Source organism: Microbacterium hominis NBRC 15708, from assembly GCF_001592125.1.
Taxonomy (GTDB): domain Bacteria; phylum Actinomycetota; class Actinomycetes; order Actinomycetales; family Microbacteriaceae; genus Microbacterium; species Microbacterium hominis.
In genome coordinates this window covers 23,763-41,783 of record NZ_BCWI01000015.1, presented here as the reverse complement: position 1 = coordinate 41,783, position 18,021 = coordinate 23,763, and the positions used below count along the sequence as shown (strand labels likewise).

The 18,021-nt window shown below is 70.2% G+C and carries 17 protein-coding genes; 11 read left to right on the top strand and 6 right to left on the bottom strand.

What is annotated here, in order from left to right; all coding sequences use genetic code 11:
* Positions 1-10 precede the first annotated feature (10 nt).
* Positions 11-844: an ABC transporter permease gene (locus MHO01S_RS12015; RefSeq protein WP_060960810.1), complete on the bottom strand. Its 834-nt coding sequence runs from the start codon at positions 842-844 to the stop codon at positions 11-13.
* Positions 841-1,746, bottom strand: coding sequence for an ABC transporter ATP-binding protein (locus MHO01S_RS12010; protein WP_060960809.1), 906 nt, complete (start codon positions 1,744-1,746; stop codon positions 841-843). Before MHO01S_RS12010 ends, MHO01S_RS12015 begins: the two co-directional genes overlap by 4 nt.
* Positions 1,747-1,892: 146 nt before the next feature.
* On the opposite strand from MHO01S_RS12010, the gene MHO01S_RS12005 reads away from it, so the two are divergent.
* The 6 genes from MHO01S_RS12005 to MHO01S_RS11980 all read left to right on the top strand — a co-directional run bounded on the left by MHO01S_RS12005 (position 1,893) and on the right by MHO01S_RS11980 (position 8,827).
* A complete protein-coding gene (locus tag MHO01S_RS12005) occupies positions 1,893-2,579 on the top strand; it encodes a helix-turn-helix transcriptional regulator (protein WP_060960808.1) in 687 nt (228 codons plus the stop codon).
* Positions 2,580-2,730: 151 nt separating this feature from the next.
* The gene (locus tag MHO01S_RS12000; protein ID WP_060960807.1) at positions 2,731-4,374 is read left to right on the top strand and encodes an ABC transporter substrate-binding protein; all 1,644 of its coding nucleotides are present in this window, start codon (positions 2,731-2,733) and stop codon (positions 4,372-4,374) included.
* A 119-nt stretch (positions 4,375-4,493) separates the two neighbouring features.
* The gene (locus MHO01S_RS11995; protein ID WP_060960806.1) at positions 4,494-5,585 is read left to right on the top strand and encodes an ABC transporter permease; all 1,092 of its coding nucleotides are present in this window, start codon (positions 4,494-4,496) and stop codon (positions 5,583-5,585) included.
* A 14-nt stretch (positions 5,586-5,599) separates the two neighbouring features.
* Complete coding sequence (locus MHO01S_RS11990; RefSeq protein WP_060960805.1) at positions 5,600-6,592, top strand: ABC transporter permease; 993 nt, start codon at positions 5,600-5,602, stop codon at positions 6,590-6,592.
* Positions 6,592-8,253, top strand: a complete 1,662-nt coding sequence (locus MHO01S_RS11985) for a dipeptide ABC transporter ATP-binding protein (RefSeq protein WP_060960804.1) — start codon at positions 6,592-6,594, stop codon at positions 8,251-8,253. The genes MHO01S_RS11990 and MHO01S_RS11985 overlap by 1 nt, the downstream gene beginning before the upstream one ends.
* Before the next feature lie 175 nt (positions 8,254-8,428).
* The gene (locus tag MHO01S_RS11980; RefSeq protein WP_061782367.1) at positions 8,429-8,827 is read left to right on the top strand and encodes a VOC family protein; all 399 of its coding nucleotides are present in this window, start codon (positions 8,429-8,431) and stop codon (positions 8,825-8,827) included.
* Between the two features lie 52 nt (positions 8,828-8,879).
* Here the strand turns inward: MHO01S_RS11980 and MHO01S_RS11975 are convergent, their stop codons facing one another.
* Both MHO01S_RS11975 and MHO01S_RS11970 read right to left on the bottom strand, forming a co-directional pair.
* Positions 8,880-10,097: a hypothetical protein gene (locus MHO01S_RS11975; RefSeq protein WP_061782366.1), complete on the bottom strand. Its 1,218-nt coding sequence runs from the start codon at positions 10,095-10,097 to the stop codon at positions 8,880-8,882.
* A 25-nt stretch (positions 10,098-10,122) separates the two neighbouring features.
* Positions 10,123-11,688, bottom strand: coding sequence for an MFS transporter (locus MHO01S_RS11970; RefSeq protein WP_060960801.1), 1,566 nt, complete (start codon positions 11,686-11,688; stop codon positions 10,123-10,125).
* A 196-nt stretch (positions 11,689-11,884) separates the two neighbouring features.
* Here MHO01S_RS11970 and rpsF point away from each other — a divergent pair, with 196 nt between their 5' ends.
* The 4 genes from rpsF (at position 11,885) to rplI (ending at position 13,604) form a co-directional block, all read left to right on the top strand.
* The gene (rpsF, locus tag MHO01S_RS11965; protein ID WP_060960846.1) at positions 11,885-12,223 is read left to right on the top strand and encodes a 30S ribosomal protein S6; all 339 of its coding nucleotides are present in this window, start codon (positions 11,885-11,887) and stop codon (positions 12,221-12,223) included.
* A 5-nt stretch (positions 12,224-12,228) separates the two neighbouring features.
* On the top strand, positions 12,229-12,735 hold the full coding sequence (locus MHO01S_RS11960) for a single-stranded DNA-binding protein (RefSeq protein ID WP_060960800.1): 507 nt from the start codon (positions 12,229-12,231) through the stop codon (positions 12,733-12,735).
* Positions 12,736-12,884: 149 nt separating this feature from the next.
* A complete protein-coding gene (gene rpsR, locus MHO01S_RS11955) occupies positions 12,885-13,139 on the top strand; it encodes a 30S ribosomal protein S18 (protein WP_005054609.1) in 255 nt (84 codons plus the stop codon).
* A gap of 12 nt (positions 13,140-13,151) precedes the next feature.
* Positions 13,152-13,604 (top strand): 50S ribosomal protein L9, encoded by a 453-nt coding sequence (rplI, locus tag MHO01S_RS11950; protein WP_036288929.1) that lies wholly within the window; start codon positions 13,152-13,154, stop codon positions 13,602-13,604.
* 211 nt (positions 13,605-13,815) lie between these two features.
* Here rplI and MHO01S_RS11945 read toward each other — a convergent pair whose 3' ends face one another.
* Entirely contained in the window at positions 13,816-15,117 is a 1,302-nt protein-coding gene (locus MHO01S_RS11945; RefSeq protein WP_060960799.1) for a hypothetical protein, read from the bottom strand.
* An 83-nt stretch (positions 15,118-15,200) separates the two neighbouring features.
* On the bottom strand, positions 15,201-16,154 hold the full coding sequence (locus MHO01S_RS11940; RefSeq protein ID WP_060960845.1) for a hypothetical protein: 954 nt from the start codon (positions 16,152-16,154) through the stop codon (positions 15,201-15,203).
* A 480-nt stretch (positions 16,155-16,634) separates the two neighbouring features.
* Between MHO01S_RS11940 and dnaB the strand changes: the two genes are divergently transcribed.
* Positions 16,635-18,017 carry a replicative DNA helicase gene (dnaB, locus tag MHO01S_RS11935; protein WP_060960798.1) on the top strand — a complete coding sequence of 461 codons (1,383 nt, stop codon included), beginning with the start codon at positions 16,635-16,637 and terminating at the stop codon, positions 18,015-18,017.
* Positions 18,018-18,021: the final 4 nt, after the last annotated feature.

Here is an 18,021-nt window from a genome sequence, read left to right as displayed (position 1 = left end):
GGCGCGCCTCTCACACGCGCTTCGTGTCGCGCCGGAACGCCCAGGTCGTCCCCGCGACGAACACGACCAGCCACACCAAGGCGTTGATGAGCCACATGGCGTCGAAGCTCTCCCCGGTCAGAGGCGAGCGGGCGAGCTCTCCGATGCCGTACACCGGTGTGAACTTCGCGATCGTCTGCATGAAGTCGGGCATGCTGCTCAGCGGGTAGAACAGGCCTCCGAGGAACGACAGGAAGACGACGATGAGGCTCGTCACCTGGGCGGCGTTCTCGCTCGGCATGAGGTAGCCGACGAAGAGGCCGAGCGTCGTGAACACGGCGCTCGCGAGCACCCAGCCCACCAGGCCCGTGCCGATCCACTGCCCGGCGCTGAGCTGGATGCCGCTGATCGCGCCGGCCGCGTAGGTCGCGACCACGGCGAGCAGGCCCAGCACCATGCCCGCGATCATCTTGATGATGATGTTGACGAGCGGGTTCAGCGGGGTGAGGCGCAGCTGGCGGCTCCACCCCTGCGTGCGCTCGAGCGCGACGGCGGCGCCCGTCTGGGTGGCCGACATCATGGCGCCGTACATCGCCATCGACACCATGATGTAGGCCGCGACGGAGACACCGCCGTCGGCGACGGGCGTCGCCGTCAGCTGTTCGTCGCGCAGCCGCAGGCCGATGATGACGTACATCACGACGGGGAACGCGATCGTGAAGAAGAGCGTCCGGCGATTGCGCAGGCGGCGCTTCAGCTCGATGCCCAGATAGGTCAGGTTGAAGCCGCCGAGCGGCGGCACCCGCCGGGCGAGGGTGACGCGATCGGTCGACAGCGCGGTCGGCGCGGTGGATGCGGTGCTCATGCGGGGGCTCCTTCGGAGGTGAGCGCGAGGAAGACGCTCTCGAGGTTCTGGGACGTGATCTCGATGTCGCGGGCCGCGGTCTCGGTGAGGAGGTGACGGGCGACGGCATCCGAGTCCTTCGTGTGGATGCTGATGCGGTCGCCGGCGAACTCGACGTCGTCGACGGCGGGATGGGCGGCGAGGCGCGCCGGGTCGGCGCCCGGCAGGGTGGCACGCACGATGCGTCCCGACACGAGGTTCTTGATCTCGGCGGTGGAGCCGTCGGCCACGATGCGGCCGCGGCTCATGAGCACGATGCGGTCGGCGTACTCGTCGGCCTCGTCGAGGTAGTGGGTCGCGAACAGCACCGTGCGGCCGCGGGCGGCGTCGGAGCGGATCGCGCTCCAGAACGCGCGACGCCCCTCGACATCCATGCCGGTGGTCGGCTCGTCGAGGATCAGCAGTCCGGGGTCGCTGAGCAGCGCCATGGCGAAGCGTAGCCGCTGCTGCTGGCCGCCCGAGCACAGGCCGACCCGTCGACTCCCGAGCTCACTGATGCCCGCACGCTGCATGACCTCCTCGATCGGACGCGTGTCGGCGAACAGGCTCGCCGTGAGAGCGAGCGTCTCGCGCACCGTGATGTCTTTCAGCAGGCCGCCGGTCTGCAGCACCGCCGACACCAGTCCGTGCGAGATCGCCGCCCGCGGGCTCTCACCGAACACCCGCACCGCGCCGCCGTCGGGGTCGGAGAGCCCCAGCAGCATGTCGATCGTCGTCGTCTTTCCCGCGCCGTTCGGGCCCAGGAAGGCGACGATCTCACCCGGGCGCACCCGCAGATCGACGCTCTCCACCGCTCGGACGCTGCCGAAGCTCTTGCGCAGGCCCGCGGCATCCACCGCGAGCACTCCCTCGTTCTGATCCATGTCTCCGACTCTGCCGCGGCCCGGTGCGACGTGCCGCACACGGGCGTCACGACCGCGCCATGACATTCGTCACGGCAGGAATCTCGCCGAACCGCGTCACAGATCGGTGGTTTCGGACTCTCACTTACGGGAGGAGAGGAGTCGGGATGGTCCAGCCGGGAGGGGGAGCGCTGCGGCGCGCCGCCATCGTCGATGCGTCGAGCGCGCGCCGCGGGCGTGCTCGCGAGCTGCTGACGCGGCGTCTCGGCATGAGCGTCGTGGACGAGTCGGCGTCGCTGCACGACCTCGCGATGCGGCTGCGGGGCACCGATCGGGCGGCACGGGCTCAGATGATCCTGCTCGTCTCGGCGTCGCTGGCCGACGGACCGGAACTCGAAGCGCTCGCCGCCTGTCGCGCCGCCGGGCTGCGCGTGGTCGCCCTGGTGCCGGGCGCGGGCGATCGCACGATGTGCGTGCTGAGGGATGCCGGGGTGGACGGCATCGTGTCCTCCCTCGAATCTGAGCGGGTCGTGCTCGCCGTCATCGACGCCGTGCGCCGCCGCGCACGCGCCTGGTCCCCCCGCGCACGCGCGGTTCTCGCGGCGCTGCCCGTGCGGCCCGCGCTGAGTCCCCAGGAGGAGCGGCTCGTCGTGCTCTACGGCGCCGGCCACACGATCGGCGAGGTCGCCGAACGCATCGGCGTGCGGGAGGACACCGCCCGCAAGTACCTCAATCGCGTCAAGGCGAAGTACGCGGCGGTGGGTCGCCCGGTGCACACGAAGGTCGAGATCGCGCGGGTCGCGCGCGCCGACGGGCTGCTCACCGGGACGGACGGCGACCGCGGCGCCTCGTGACGGAACGGCGATCCAAGATCGCTGGTCCCGGGTTTCATTCTCGTTACAAAAAACGCGATGACGGGGTGAATTCCGGATGCCGGGGTCAAGATAGCGGTCTGGACTCCGCCTCCCCGGCGGGGTCGACCGACACACAGCAGAGGTAGTTCATATGGCACTGCACTTCACTTCCCCGGGGACTGGTCGAGGCCGCATCGGCCTGGCCGCCGGGGCACTCGCCGTCTCCGCGCTCCTGCTCGCCGGCTGCGCCGGCGGCTCGACCGGTGGCTCGACCGACGGCGCCGCCGGAGGCCCCGTCATCGTCGGCACCACCGACAAGGTGACCACCCTCGACCCGGCCGGCTCGTACGACAACGGCTCGCTCGCCGTGCAGACGCAGGTCTTCCCGTATCTCGTGAACACGGACTACAACTCGACCGAGGTCGTGCCCGACCTCGCGGAGTCGGCCGAGTTCACCGCCCCCAACGAGTACACCGTCACGCTGCCGGCCGGTCTGAAGTGGGCCAACGGCCACGACCTCACCTCCTCGGACGTGAAGTTCTCCTTCGACCGCAACCTGAAGATCGCCGACCCGAACGGGGCGTCGAGCCTGCTCTACAACCTCGACAGCGTCGAGACCCCCGACGCCACGACGGTGGTCTTCAAGCTCAAGACCGACAACGACCAGGTCTTCCCCTTCATCCTCACCTCGTTCCCCGGCGCGATCGTCGACGAGGAGGTGTTCTCGGCCGACGCGATCACGCCCGACCAGGACATCGTCTCGGCCGACGCCTTCGGCGGGCCCTACTCGATCACGAAGTGGGACTTCAACAAGACCGTCGAGTTCACCCCGAACGCCAACTACAAGGGACTGCTGCCCGCCGCGACCAACTCGGGCGTCATCCTGAGCTACTTCGCCGAGTCGTCGAACCTGAAGCTCGCCGTGCAGCAGGGTGACGTCGACGTGGCCTACCGCAGCCTGTCGGCCACCGACGTGTCCGACCTGTCGGGCAACGACAAGGTCAAGGTCGTCGAGGGCCCCGGCGGCGAGATCCGCTACATCGTGTTCAACTTCAACACGCAGCCGTTCGGCGCCACGACCGCCGAGGCCGACCCGGCCAAGGCGCTCGCCGTCCGCCAGGCGGTGGCCGACCTCATCGACCGCGAGACCATCTCGGAGCAGGTCTACAAGGGCACGTACACCCCGCTGTACTCCTACGTCCCGGCCGGCTTCGCGGGTGCGACGGATGCGCTGAAGGGCCTGTACGGCGACGGCAACGGTGGTCCGGACGCCGACAAGGCGAAGGCGACGCTCGCCGCGGCCGGCATCACGACGCCCGTCACCCTGAGCCTGCAGTACAGCCCGGACCACTACGGCCCCTCCTCGGGTGACGAGTACGCGCTGGTCAAGCAGCAGCTCGAGAAGGACGGTCTCTTCACGGTCAACCTGCAGTCGACCGAGTGGGTGCAGTACTCCAAGGACCGCACCGCCGACGTCTACCCCGCCTACCAGCTGGGCTGGTTCCCGGACTACTCCGACGCCGACAACTACCTGACGCCGTTCTTCCTCGAGAAGAACTTCCTGGGCAACCACTACGTCAACCAGGAGGTCAACGACCTGATCCTCAAGCAGGCCGTGGAGCCGGATGCCGCCACGCGCACGTCCGACATCGAGAAGATCCAGGAGCTCGTCGCGAAGGATCTGTCCACCGTCCCGCTGCTGCAGGGCGCCCAGGTCGCGGTCACCGGTGCGGACGTGAAGGGAGTGACGCTCGACGCGTCGTTCAAGCTCCGGTTCGCGCCGATCACGAAGTAACCGCCGCGGGCGTTTCGACTCGTCGCTGCGCTCCTCGCTCGACGACCGGGGGATCACACCCCCGGTCGTTGAGCGAGCGCAGCGAGTCGAAACGCCCATCATCCGTAGAGTAGGCATCCATGACCAGCAACGTCGCGGCATCCTCCATCGCCGAGCCGCCACCCGCGCTCGAGGTGACGAAGAGTCATTCGGGGTCGACGCTGGGCCGGTACATCCTCATCCGGTTCCTGCTGATCTTCCCGACCGTGCTCATCCTGGTGACGCTGGTCTTCTTCCTCATCCGCCTGACGGGCGACCCGATCACGGCGGCGCTGGGCGGACGGCTGCCGGCCGACCAGCTGGCCGAGCGCATCCACGAGGCGGGCTACGACCGCCCGATCTTCGTGCAGTACGTCGAGTACCTCGGGCGCATCCTCACCTTCGACTTCGGCACGACCATCACCGACAACCAGCCGGTCGTGCAGGTCATCGTCACGTACGGCACCGCGACCCTCGAGCTCGTGCTGTACTCGCTCGTGGTGGCCTTCCTCGTCGGCATCCCGCTGGGCCTCGTCGCCGCGGCGCTGCGCGACCGCTGGCCCGACGCGCTGCTGCGCGTGAGCGCCATCCTCTTCTATGCCACGCCGGTGTTCTTCGCGGGCCTCGTCGCCAAGCTGATCTTCGGTGTCTGGCTGGGCTGGCTGCCCGTCTCGGGCCGGGCGAGCGTGCGCACCGAGCTGGCCATCGGCCGCAACGGTGGGACCGGCATCTACCTCATCGACGCGATCGCGACCGGGAACCCCGCCTACATCCAGGACGTGCTGCTGCACGCGGTGCTGCCCGCGCTCACCCTGGGCCTGCTGACGGCGGGCATCTTCCTGCGCCTGGTGCGCACGAATGTCATCGGCACGTTCAACATGCCGTACATCGACGCCGCCCGCTCCCGCGGCGTCCGCGAGGGCCGTCTGGTCCGCACGCACGCGTACAAGCCGGCTCTGATCCCGATCATCACGGTGATCGGTCTGCAGATCGCCCTCATGCTCGGCGGTGCGGTGCTCACCGAGACGACCTTCGAGTGGAAGGGGCTGGGCTTCCAGCTGGCCGCATACCTGGCATCCCGCGACTTCGTCGCCGTGCAGGGCATCGTCGCCATGATCGCGATCATCGTCGCGCTGACGAACTTCGCCGTCGACATCATCGCCGCGTTCATCGACCCGCGGGTCCGGTACTGAAGAGGGATGCGGACATGACCAAGCCCCGCCTCATCGACCGGATGCCGGTCGTCCATCAACTCCGCCAGAGCGTGGGCCTCCAGCGCGGCATGCTCGTCGCCGGTCTCGTGCTCACCGGCATCTTCGTGCTCTGCGCGATCCTCGCCCCCCTCATCGCGCCCTACGGGTTCGCGCAGCTGAGCGGCCCCGACGGCAACTTCGGGGCGCAGCAGCCGCCCAGCGCGGAGCATCTGCTCGGCACCACCGTCGGCGGCTACGACGTGCTCTCCCGCGTGATCTGGGGTGCCCAGACGGCGCTCTACGTCGTCATCGTGGCGATCGTGCTCTCGGTGTTCATCGGCATCCTGCTGGGCCTCGTCTCCGGCTACCTCGGCGGCTGGGTCGATCGCACCCTCGTCGTCGTGGCGGATGCGATCTACGCCTTCCCGACCCTGCTGCTCGCGATCGTGGTCGCGATCGCCATCAGCGGTGGGCAGTCGGGGCTGTGGCCCGGCATCCTCGCCGCCGCGGCATCCATCACCGTCGTCTTCATCCCGCAGTACTTCCGCGTCGTGCGCGCCGAGGTCGTGCGCATCAAGGCGGAGGCGTTCGTCGAGTCGGCCAAGGTGATCGGCGCCTCCACGCCGCGCATCATGTTCCGCCACGTGCTGCGCAACGCCACCCGGACGCTGCCGCTCATCGTGACGCTCAACGCGTCGGAGGCGATCTCGACCCTCGCCGCCCTCGGCTTCCTCGGTTTCGGCATCGAGCCGACGGCCGCCGCCGAGTGGGGCTACGACCTCAACAAGTCGATCAGCGACGTGGCCGCCGGCATCTGGTGGACCGCGATCCCGCCGGGCGTCGCGATCGTGCTGACGGTGCTGGGCATCACCCTCATCGGCGAGAGCCTGAACGACCTGGCCGACCCGCGCCTGCGGGCCCGCCGCCGCGCGAAGGCGCAGACGCCGGCCGACGCCGTCGCCGCCACGCAGCCGGCCTCGCGCGAGTTCATGGGAGAGGTGGAGTGATGGCCACGGCATCCTCCGACGCGTCCGCCGTCGACATCCGCGGGCTCGACGTCACGTTCGCGACCGACGGCGGCGACGTCCACGCCGTCCGCGGCGTGAGTCTCGACGTGCGGCCCGGCGAGGTGCTCGCGATCGTCGGCGAGTCGGGCAGCGGCAAGACCGTCACGGCGCGCACGATCCTGGGACTCCTGCCCGAGACGGCGCTGACCCAGGGCGCGGTCGTGCTCGACGGCACCGACGTGGTGGGGCTCGATCGCGAGTCGCTGCGGCGCCTGCGCGGGACCACGGCCGCGATGATCTTCCAGGAGCCGTCGACGGCGCTCAATCCGGTGTTCACCGTCGGCTGGCAGCTCGCGGAGGGCCTGCGGGCGCACGGGAAGTACACGAAGAAGCAGGCCCGTGCCCGCGCCATCGAGATGCTGGGCCGCGTCGGCATCCCCGACCCCGAACGACGCGTCGACGACTATCCCCACCAGTTCTCGGGCGGTCAGAAGCAGCGCATCGTCATCGCGACGGCGCTCGCGCTCGACCCGACCGTGATCATCGCCGACGAACCCACGACCGCGCTCGACGTGACCGTGCAGGCGGAGATCCTCGATCTGCTGCGTCGGCTCCGCGACGAGGACGGCACGGCGATCGTGCTCATCACCCACAACATGGGCGTCGTCGCCGATCTCGCCGATCGCGTCGCGGTCATGCTCAACGGCGAGGTCGTCGAGACCGCCCCGGTCGCCGAGCTGTTCGCCGCGCCCCGCGACGCGTACACCCGGCGCCTGCTGGCGGCCGTGCCGCGACTGGAGATCGTCGATCGTCAGCCGCCGGCGGGTGCCGCGGAGGCGGTGCCGGTGGTCGCGGCCGAGGATCTCGTCATCGAGTACGCCGGACGCCTGCGCCGCGCCGGCTTCCGCGCGGTCGACCGGGTGAGCTTCACGATCGCGCCCGGCGAGGTCGTGGGACTGGTGGGCGAGAGCGGATCGGGCAAGACCACCATCGGCCGGGCGATCGCAGGGCTCACGCCCGTGACCGGGGGGTCGCTGCGGGTGCTCGATGTGGAGATGAACGGCGTGAAGGAGCGCACGTTCCGTCGCCACCGTAAGGACCTCGGCTTCGTCTTCCAAGACCCGGCGACGAGCTTCAACCCGCTGCTGACGATCGCGCAGAACGTCGCCGAGCCGCTCATCGTGCACGGCGGTGCGCGGGATGCGGCCGATGCGCGCGACCGCGTCGACGAGCTGCTGGAGGCCGTGCAGCTTCCCAAGGCGTTCGGCGACCGCTTCCCGCACGAGCTGTCGGGTGGCCAGCGCCAGCGGGCGTCGCTCGCGCGCGGTCTCGCCCTCGACCCGAAGCTGCTCATCGCCGATGAGCCGACCAGTGCGCTCGACGTGTCGGTGCAGGCGCGTGTGCTCGAGCTGTTCGGCGAGCTGCAGGAGCGCTTCGGGTTCGCGACCCTGTTCATCACCCACGACCTCGCCGTCGTCGACATGCTCGCGCACCGCGTCGTCGTGCTCCACAAGGGCACCATCGCCGAGACCGGCCCGACCGCGCAGGTGCTCGGCGACCCGCAGGACGACTACACGCGCAAGCTGATCGCGTCGCTGCCGGTGCCCGACCCCGTCGAGCAGGCCGCGCGCCGGGAGGCGTGGCGCGCCGCCCGCGGTTGAAGCCGCGGCATCCGCGTGCCTGCGGCCTGCGGCTCTGGGGCCCGCGCGCGGCGTGCGTAACTCCAGCTGGATGGCACCGGCGGGGACGTGCGGCTCGGGCGCGCGCGGTTCAGGCGGAGTTGTGCACGCGGGGCGCGCGAGGGCGAGTGTCTCCGGCCTGCCATAGCCTGACGGCATGACAGTGAAACTCGGCTTCATCGGCATCGTCGTGCGCGACATGGCGGCATCCCTCGCGTTCTACCGCGCGCTCGGCGTTTCGATCGCCGACGGCCAAGACGATGCGCCGCACGTGGACGCGGTGCTGGACGGCGGCGTCGCCCTCGCCTGGGACACGGTCGAGACGATCCGCAGCTTCGACCCCGGCTACGAGCCGGCGTCGGGGGGTCACCGCATCGCGCTCGCGTTCGTGCAGGACAGCCCCGCCGAGGTGGATGCCGTCTACGCCGCTCTCGTGGCGGCGGGGCACGACGGTCACGTCGCGCCGTTCGACGCCTTCTGGGGGCAGCGCTACGCGACCGTGCTCGACCCCGACGGCAACGCCGTCGACCTGTTCGCGCCTTTGCCGGCCGCCTGAACTCGTTGTCGCGCGACCAGCGCCGCCCACCGTTTCACGTGCAACGCGGGTGTCAGTTCGACAGGTTGTCGATGAGTGAGGCGAACACGCCGAGCGGGCCGAACAGCATCAGCAGCAGCACGGTGCCGATGATGATGATGGCGGCCCACGGAACGCGTCGGCGGAGGCGCCGGCCCGCCGGCGCGACGCCGGGCGGTGGCCGCAGGGATGCCGTGGGCGCCGCGAACGGCAGCGCCGCCGACGCGGGCTCCGCCGACGCGGCATCCCCTGTCGTGGCGTCCCCTGCCGCGGGATGCGTCGTCACCGCCGTTGCGGGCGGAGCGAGCCGGTCGTCGCGCCAGCGCTCCCACTGGGAGAGCTTGTCGAGCAGTGCCGCCACGACGGAGAACAGCCAGGCCCAGGTCGCCGGATCGAGGGTGGAAGCCTCGCGCTGCGTGTAGAGGAACAGCCAGTCGTCGACGATCTCCACGTCGAGGGCGGCCGCGTGATCGACGAAGCGGGCCATGATGTCGGGCGTGAAGAGGTACAGGGCGTCGGCCTCGTAGCCGGACGGGCAGTAGAGGGTGAAGTAGCGGTCGAAGTCGCCCTCGAGACTGAGCCGCTGCGCCCCGTCGAAGGCGGCCGGCAGGGTGGAGCCGAACAGTCCGTTGTTGCCCAGGGCGTCCAGCACGATGTTCGGCAGGGGCGTCGCGAGCTTCACCGCGACGTAGCCCCACCGATGGGTGGATTCGTTCTTGCCCGAGCCGGTGCGGTAGACGTAGTTGCCGAACTCCACGAAGCGCGGGCTCTCGCCGCGGACCACGTCGGTGGCTTCGCGGCCGTGTCCGAGGCCGAACACCATCCCCGGAAGCGGCGGCGCGGGCACCGACGGGTACCAGGTCATGGCGTTGGCGCGCGCGAAGCGATCGAGGCGCCACCAGCGCTCCCCCGTCCGGGCGCCGAACGCCCGCACGATGCCGACAGCGAGGACCGCGACGACGGCCACGAGCATGACCACCGGCGCGAAGGCCAGCACCGTGAAGCCGTCTCCGGAGACGGCCGCGGATGCGGCGCTCATCGCTCCGGCGAGCACGCCCAGGATCGTCGACCCGAAGACGATCGCGAAGACCACGCCGACGATCACGGCCATGACGACGCGCGCGCCCGTCGCGGCGGCCGGTGCCCGCCCGCCGGCGCGCAGCTCGCGGACGTAGGCGCGCACCGCCGCGCGATCGGCGGGCTCGATGAGCGGTCGCGCGTCGAAGGGCGAGGATGCCGCAGGCGTGCTCATGTCGTCACGCTACCGGGCCGAGCTTTCAGGGCGCCGTCCGTGCGTCCTCGTCACGATAACGGGCGCGCAACTCTTTTTCGACGGATGCCGTCGGCAGCCCGACCGCGACCACGAGCAGCCCCAGCACCAGTGCGATGGCCCCCACGAGATACGCCGCCCAGGCGCCGTCGACGAAGCTGAGGCGCGCGGCCTCGAGGATCTGCGTCGCGTATGCCGGGTTCTCCGCTGCGACGTGGGCGGCGGAGGCGAACGAGGCCTGCAGTGCGCGCGTCACGTCGTCGGAGAGGGCCGCGGCATCCGGTGAGGCGGCGATCAGCCCCGCGAACACGTGCGCGAATCCGCCGGCGAGCACGGCACCGAGCAGCGCCTGCAGCACCGCCCCGCCGAGATCGCTCTGCAGGTCGCTCGTCGCCGAGGCCATGCCCGCTTTGCGCACCGGCGTGCTGCTGGTGAGCGAGCGGGATGCCGCGGTCATCACGAATGAGGCTCCTCCCCCGACGAGGGCGAACGCGGCGGCGACCACCACCGGCGTGGTGTCCTCGTTCCACGCGAGCATCGTGCCGAAGGCGCCGATGAGCACGACATAGCCGACGATCATCGCGATCCGGGTGCCGCGCTCGACCAGGACGGCGGCGAACGGCGCGCAGGCGAGCAGGGCGATCGCGGCCGGGATGAGGGCGACGCCGGCCTGCAGGGCGTCGTAGCCGAGGATGTTCTGCAGGTACTGCTGACCGACGAACATGGCGCCGACGAGCGACCCGAACGCGAGTGTTCCCGCGACCGCCGGCACCCAGAAGAGGCGTCGCCGGGCGACCCGAAGGTCGTACAGGGGCGCCGCGACGCGCAGCTGGCGCGCGACGAAGGCCGCGATCAGCGCCGCCGCCGCGACCAGGAGCGTCAGGCCGGCTGCCGCATCTCCCGGCGCGAACACGATGCCGAGACCCAGGACCAGTGCGGCGACGGCGAGCACCGACAGGACCCCGCCGAGGTGGTCGACCGGTTCGTCCGACTCGGCGACACCGCGCGGGATCGCGCGCGCGGCGATCAGCAGAGCGGCGACGGCGACGGGGACGGGCAGCAGCAGGGCGATACGCCACCCGAAGGCGACGACGAGGGCCCCCGACAGCACCGATCCCCCGACCGTCGCGACCGCGCCCGTCGCGGTCCACAGCGCGATCGCGCGGACGCGGGCGGGCCCCTCGCCCCACAGTGCGGTGATCAGGGCGAGCGTCGTCGGGAACGCGAATCCGGCGGCGATCCCCGTGAGCACGCGCGCCGCCATGAGGAACCCGATCGAGGGGGCGAGGCTCGCGGCCGTGCCGGCGACGAGCAGTCCCACGAGTCCGATGCAGAGCACCCGGACCCGGCCGTGGCGATCGCCGATGGCGCCGGCGTACAGCACGGTCATGGCCAGGCCGAGGCCCGTGCCGAGGGCGACGAGGTTGAGGGTGGTCTGCGAGGCGTCGAAGGTCGCGGCGATGTCGGGGAGGGCGACGGTCGCGCCGCCGGTGGTGAGGTTGCAGACCGCGGCGGCCAGCAGCAGTGCCGTCAGCACGGCGCCGGAACGCGCCGGAACGTGCGTGCTCGGCATCCGCCGTCCTTCCGTCGTCCCGTCGTCGTCCCTGAGCGTAGCGCTCGTCGGGTAGACTGTTGTGGTTGCCCGTCTGCGTTCCGTTCCGGAATCCGCGCGGGCACGTGCATCAACCCTCCTGATGCCGGGAAATGCCCGGCATCCGTTCTAGTCCGAAGGAGGTGGGTTAGTGACGCACTCACACCAGTACGAGCTCATGGTCATCCTCGACCCCGAGATCGACGAGCGTCAGGTCGCCCCCAAGCTCGACGGGTTCCTCAAGGTCATCACCGGCGACGGTGGCACCATCGAGAACGTCGACATCTGGGGCAAGCGTCGCCTGGCGTACGAGATCCAGAAGAAGAACGAGGGCATCTACGCCGTCGTCAACTTCACCGCCACGAGCGAGGCCACGCAGGAGCTCGACCGTCAGCTCAAGCTGAACGAGCAGATCATGCGTACCAAGGTCCTGCGTGCCGAGGAGGCGATCGCCCAGGTCGCCGCCGAGAAGGAGCGCGCCGAGGCCAAGGCCGCCCGCAAGGCAGCGAAGGCGTAACGACGATGGCCGGCGAGACCGTCATCACCGTCGTGGGAAACCTCACGGCAGACCCCGAGCTGCGGTACACGCAGAACGGCCTGCCCGTCGCGAACTTCACGATCGCGTCGACTCCTCGCAACTTCGACCGTCAGGCCAACGAGTGGAAGGACGGCGAAGCGCTGTTCCTCCGCGCGTCGGTGTGGCGCGAGTTCGCCGAGCACGTCGCCGGTTCGCTGACGAAGGGTTCCCGTGTCATCGCGACCGGTCGGTTGAAGCAGCGCTCCTACCAGGACCGCGAGGGCAACAACCGGACCGCGATCGAGCTGGAGGTCGACGAGATCGGCCCCTCGCTGCGGTATGCCACGGCTCAGGTCACGCGTGCCGCATCCGGCGGAGGCAACTACGGAGGCGGCCAGCAGTCGCGTCCGCAGCAGCAGGTGCAGCAGGAGGAGCCGTGGGCGACCCCGGGTTCTGCCGCACCCGACGCCTGGAGCGCACCCGGCGCCTACGGCGACGACACTCCGTTTTGAGTCGGCTCGGGTCACTGTCGCGAAGCGACACTGACGCGAGATCGACTCACGGTTGAGCGAGGCCCGCAGGGCCGAGTCGAAACCCGGGATCCGTCGCAAGATTCTCGAATTCTGGATGCCTCGGCATCCGCACACACCTAAGGAAAACAATGGCTGGAAAGGCTACCGGCGATCGCCGTAAGCCGCGGAAGGGCGCGAAGAACGCCGCTCCCGCGAAGGCGATCCGCGTCGGCGTCATCGACTACAAGGACGTCGCAACGCTTCGCAAGTTCATCTCGGAGCGCGGCAAGATCCGCGCCCGTCGTATCACCGGTGTCTCGGTGCAGGAGCAGCGTCTGATCGCCAAGGCGATCAAGAACGCGCGCGAAATGGCGCTCCTGCCTTACGCCGGCGCTGGCCGCTAAGGAGCACCCATCATGGCAAAGCTGATTCTCACGAACGAGGTTGCCGGGCTCGGAAGCGCCGGCGACGTCATCGAGGTCAAGAACGGGTACGCCCGCAACTACCTCATCCCTCAGGGCTTCGCTGTGGCGTGGACCCGCGGTGGCGAGAAGCAGGTGGCGTCCATCCGCGCCGCCCGTGACGCCCGTGCGATCCACGACCACGAAGAGGCCGTCGCGCTCAAGGACACCCTCGAGTCGAACAAGGTCAAGCTGTCGGTCAAGGCCGGCAAGGAAGGCCGCCTCTTCGGGTCGGTCAAGACCGCCGACGTGGCCGACGCCGTCAAGGCTGCCGGTCTCGGCGAGCTCGACAAGCGCAAGATCCACATCACCGCGCCCATCAAGGCCGTCGGTGAGCACGAGGCGACCGTGCGTCTGCGCGACGACCTCACCGCTGTGATCACCCTTCAGGTGGTCGCCGCCAAGTAAGTCCCGCCGGATTCCCGGTCGTTGAGCGAGGCGCGCGAGCGCCGCGATGCAGCGTCGAGAACCGGTCGTTGAGCGAGGCGCGCGAGCGCCGCGTCGAAACGCCGCACGGATGCCGTGACCTCCCCCAAGGTGAGGTCACGGCATCCGTCGTTTCCGCCGGACGGTGGAGGAGCCGGTGCCAGGCACGGTCGCCGGCTCCTCCCGCCGGGGGTCATTCGGTGCGTGCACGGCGGCGTGCGGTGAGCATCACCCCCAGAGCGAGCGCGGCCAGCCCCACCAGCAGCGGCAGCAGGGTGAGGACGCCGCCGGTCTGAGCGAGCGTCTTCACGGCGCCGCTCGCGGCCAGCACGCCCGTGGCAGCGGTGCCGCCCGTGGTCGACGTGCCGGGTGTGGTCGGCGTGGTCGGCGTCGTGGGCGTCGTGGGCGTCGTGGGCGTGGTGGGCGTGGTCGGGCCGGTGGTCGGCGCCATGGTGGTGGCGTCACCGACCACGGCGATCGCGTTGCCGCCGAGCGTGATCGGCGCCGTGATCGGCAGGCCCAGCTGCGTGCCGCCGAGGATGCCGTCGGTGCCGCTCGTGGTGGAGCCGTCGGTGGTCCCGCCGGTTCCCGCCGGTGCGGTGGTGGTGGCATCCGTGCTGGCGGCGTCGCCGAGCACGGAGATGGCGTTGCCGCCGGCGGTCACCGGTGCGGTGATCGGTGCGAGCACCTGGGTGCCGCCGAGGATGCCGTCGGTGCCGCTGGTGGTCGCACCTCCGGTCGCGCCGCCCGTGCTTCCGGCCGGGGCGGTGGTGGTGGCATCCGCGCTGTCGGCGTCGCCGAGCACGGAGATGGCGTTGCCGCCGGCGGTCACCGGTGCGGTGATCGGGGCGAGCACCTGGGTGCCGCCGAGGATGCCGTCCGTGCCGTCGGTGGTCGCGCCGTCGCTCGTTCCGGCGGGGGCGCCGGCCGGGGCGGTGGTGGCCGCACCCGTGCTGTCGGCGTCGCCGAGCACCGAGATGGCGTTGCCACCCACGGTCACCGGCACCGCGACGTCCACGACGCCCTGGGTGCCGCCCACGACGCTGTCCGAGCCGCTGGTGGTGGCAGCGGGTGCCTCGGCCGGTGCGGAGGCCGGCGCGGCGGGTTCCGCGGCCGGGGAGGTCGCGGCATCCGTGCTGTCGGCGTCGCCGAGCACCGAGACGGCGTTGCCGCCGAGTGTCACCGGCACGACGACATCGATGACGGCCTGTGTGCCGGAGCCGACGCCGTCGGAGCCGCCCGTGGAGGCGTCTCCGCCGCCGATCGACACCGACGGTGCCGAGGTCTGCGCCTCGGTGCTCGTGGCGTCGCCCAGCACCGAGATGCCGTTGCCGGCGACCGTGACGGGCACCGCCACGGAGATGAGCCCCTGGGTTCCCGACAGCAGACCGTCGTCGCCCGTGGTCGCGGCCGCCTGTGCGACCGTCGCGCCGAAGAGCGTGATGCCTCCGGCCAGGAGCGTGCCCCACAGGGCGCGCTTGATGGTGGTGTTCATGATGTCTCTCTCCTGAAAGTGTTGACGGGGGTGCGCGCGAGAGCGCGCGGGATCGTGCCGCTCAGAAGGCGGCCGAACTCCCGTCAGTCAGGGGAGACGTCGGTGTCGAACACCGGCGCGGGCAGGGCGTACTCGTCGCCCGGTGCGCGTCGCAGCATCCAGGCACGGTGCGCTGCGAACAGACCGAAGGCGAGCACGGCGCTCGCGCCGAAGGAGAATCCAGCCGCGCTGGAGAAGAACGAGGTCGCCTCGAGGGCGGACCCGGGCGGGGCCCATCCCCCCGTCGGCGATGCGGGCAGCACGGATGCCGGGGTCAGCACGGCGGCACCGGGAACGAACGAGGTCACCGCCGTCTCGAGCGAGACGAGCACGGTGTTCAGCGTGGCTCCGAGCCCGGCCGTCGCCTGATCCCAGGCCGCCGTGAGCACCGCGAGCGCGGCCTCGGTGGAGGCCGGCGAGCCCGCGGACGGGTCGGTGGGGGATGCCGCGCCCCCGGCAGGGGGGACCGCGCTCGTGAGGGGGGTCACGAGGCTTCCGACGACGGGGAGCGATGTCACCGCGTCGGTCACGGGGGCCGCGGCATCCACGAGGGGCGCGACCGCGCCGGTCACGGGTGCGAGGACAGGTGCGAGGGGGCTCACGATCTCGCCGACCGTCGAGCCGATCGGGGCGACGACCTCGCCGACGGGCGTGAGGGGCTCGAGCGCCGGAGCCACGGAGGTGACGATATCGCCGACCGGAGGTGCCACGGTCTCGACCACGGGAGCGACGGTCTCGGCGACGGGAGAGAGGATCTCTGCGACCGGGTCGAGCACGGGGGTCGTGACCGTCGACAGCGTGCTGGAGACGCCGCCGACGAGGGAGCCGAGAGGATTGTCGGTGTCATCGGCGGCATGGGCCGACGGACCGGAGAACAGGGTGAGGGCGAACCAGGCGAACGCGGCGCCGACACCGACGGCGCCCAGCATCGCCCATCGCCGTGTCGACTCTGTGGTCGAACGTCCGCGGCGCAGCGGGGGGACTGCGATCGTCACCATGTTCACCTCCCACGACGATGTGTCGGGATGCCGGCGCGAGCCGACGCCCATGGAGTGCCTGGATACGTGAAGATACGCCGATATATCACTTGTGTCTAGACCCCTCGGACGCGCGGCGTCTTCGCGCGGGACACGCCCGACCGACGCGCGCGAGCCGACCCCTCGACTTGACAACGACGCATTCATCCCCATGGTTGTCCCCAACCCTCACGCACAGGCCGAACCTTCAACCGGCACTTCAACCACATTGTGAATCCACAGGGTGTGAATCAGTGAATACCAGGTCAGGTTGCATTTTCCGCGAAGAATCTTTGGATGCCACGGCGTGTTTCCACAGGCACTGTGCACAGGGTGTCCGGCGTTTCACGCAGATCATCCACAGAGTTATCCACAGGCCTGTTTGCGACTGTCGGACCCCGTCCCTAACGTGGCGTGTGGTCTCGCGGCGGGACCGGTCATCGAGCGTGTGAAGGGGACTGCATGTCGATCGCGGACATCTCCGAGGATCGTTTCGGTGGACCCCTCGAGAGCCGCGGACCCGAGCGTACGCCGCCGCACGACCTCCTCGCCGAGCAGAGCACCCTCGGCGGGATGCTGCTGTCGAGCGACGCCGTCGCCGACGTGATCGAGGCGCTGCGCGGCACCGACTTCTACGTGCCGAAGCACGAGCTGATCTTCGAGGCGATCCTCTCGCTCTACTCGCACGGCGAGCCCACCGATGTGGTCGCCGTCACCGACGAACTCATCAAGACGGGTGACCTGCAGCGCTCCGGCGGCGCAGACTACCTGCACTCGCTGACCTCGATCGTGCCGACCGCGGCCAACGCCGCGTACTACGCGTCGATCGTGCGCGAGCGCGCGCTGCTGCGACGGCTCGTCGAGGCCGGCACGCGCATCGTGCAGATGGGCTACAACGGCCAGGGCGATGCGCTCGACCTGGTCAACAACGCGCAGGCGGAGATCTACTCGGTCACCGGTGCCGAGCAGGCCGAGGACTACGTCCCGCTCGAGGTCGCCGTCAACGCGGCCGTCGAGGAGATCGAGGCCGCGCGCGGGCGCGACGGTCAGATGACCGGCATCCCCACCGGATTCGCCGGGCTGGACCAGCTGACCAACGGTCTGCATCCGGGTCAGATGATCATCATCGCGGCGCGTCCGGCCATGGGTAAGTCGACGCTGGCGCTGGACTTCGCCCGCGCGGCGGCGATCAAGGCGCAGCAGCCGACGATCGTCTTCTCGCTCGAAATGGGTCGCAGTGAGATCGCCATGCGTCTGATGAGCGCCGAGGGTGCGATTCCGCTGCAGAGCATGCGCAAGGGCACGCTCGACTCCCGCGACTGGACGACGATCGCAGCCACCCGCGGTCGCATCAACGACGCGCCGCTGTACATCGACGACAGCCCCAACATGACGCTGGTCGAGATCCGCGCGAAGTGCCGCAAGCTCAAGCAGCGCGTGGGTCTGAAGATGGTGGTCATCGACTACCTACAGCTGATGACGTCGGGCAAGCGCGTCGAGAGCCGTCAGCAGGAGGTCTCGGAGTTCTCGCGTGCGCTGAAGCTCCTCGCCAAGGAGCTTCAGGTGCCGGTGATCGCGCTGTCGCAGCTGAACCGTGGTCCCGAGCAGCGCGCCGACAAGAAGCCCGCCCTGAGCGACCTGCGTGAGTCGGGCTCGATCGAGCAGGATGCCGACATGGTCGTGCTGCTGCACCGCGAGGCCGCCTACGAGAAGGACAGCCCCCGCGCCGGCGAGGCCGACCTGATCGTCGCCAAGCACCGTAACGGCCCCACCGACACGATCACCGTCGCCTTCCAGGGCCACTTCTCGCGCTTCACGGACATGGCCCCGGGGGACTTCGGGTAGATGT

What these genes read in the sequence shown, in the direction of transcription:
- MHO01S_RS11975 (WP_061782366.1), bottom strand. Translation starts at nt 10,097, where the DNA reads ATGAGCACGCCTGCGGCATCCTCGCCCTTCGACGCGCGACCGCTCATC.
- MHO01S_RS12005 (WP_060960808.1), top strand. Translation starts at nt 1,893, where the DNA reads ATGGTCCAGCCGGGAGGGGGAGCGCTGCGGCGCGCCGCCATCGTCGAT.
- rplI (WP_036288929.1), top strand. Translation starts at nt 13,152, where the DNA reads ATGGCAAAGCTGATTCTCACGAACGAGGTTGCCGGGCTCGGAAGCGCC.
- MHO01S_RS11940 (WP_060960845.1), bottom strand. Translation starts at nt 16,154, where the DNA reads ATGGTGACGATCGCAGTCCCCCCGCTGCGCCGCGGACGTTCGACCACA.
- rpsR (WP_005054609.1), top strand. Translation starts at nt 12,885, where the DNA reads ATGGCTGGAAAGGCTACCGGCGATCGCCGTAAGCCGCGGAAGGGCGCG.
- MHO01S_RS11995 (WP_060960806.1), top strand. Translation starts at nt 4,494, where the DNA reads ATGACCAGCAACGTCGCGGCATCCTCCATCGCCGAGCCGCCACCCGCG.
- MHO01S_RS12010 (WP_060960809.1), bottom strand. Translation starts at nt 1,746, where the DNA reads ATGGATCAGAACGAGGGAGTGCTCGCGGTGGATGCCGCGGGCCTGCGC.
- MHO01S_RS11960 (WP_060960800.1), top strand. Translation starts at nt 12,229, where the DNA reads ATGGCCGGCGAGACCGTCATCACCGTCGTGGGAAACCTCACGGCAGAC.
- MHO01S_RS11985 (WP_060960804.1), top strand. Translation starts at nt 6,592, where the DNA reads ATGGCCACGGCATCCTCCGACGCGTCCGCCGTCGACATCCGCGGGCTC.
- MHO01S_RS11980 (WP_061782367.1), top strand. Translation starts at nt 8,429, where the DNA reads ATGACAGTGAAACTCGGCTTCATCGGCATCGTCGTGCGCGACATGGCG.
- dnaB (WP_060960798.1), top strand. Translation starts at nt 16,635, where the DNA reads ATGTCGATCGCGGACATCTCCGAGGATCGTTTCGGTGGACCCCTCGAG.
- MHO01S_RS12015 (WP_060960810.1), bottom strand. Translation starts at nt 844, where the DNA reads ATGAGCACCGCATCCACCGCGCCGACCGCGCTGTCGACCGATCGCGTC.
- rpsF (WP_060960846.1), top strand. Translation starts at nt 11,885, where the DNA reads ATGGTCATCCTCGACCCCGAGATCGACGAGCGTCAGGTCGCCCCCAAG.
- MHO01S_RS12000 (WP_060960807.1), top strand. Translation starts at nt 2,731, where the DNA reads ATGGCACTGCACTTCACTTCCCCGGGGACTGGTCGAGGCCGCATCGGC.
- MHO01S_RS11970 (WP_060960801.1), bottom strand. Translation starts at nt 11,688, where the DNA reads ATGCCGAGCACGCACGTTCCGGCGCGTTCCGGCGCCGTGCTGACGGCA.
- MHO01S_RS11945 (WP_060960799.1), bottom strand. Translation starts at nt 15,117, where the DNA reads ATGAACACCACCATCAAGCGCGCCCTGTGGGGCACGCTCCTGGCCGGA.
- MHO01S_RS11990 (WP_060960805.1), top strand. Translation starts at nt 5,600, where the DNA reads ATGACCAAGCCCCGCCTCATCGACCGGATGCCGGTCGTCCATCAACTC.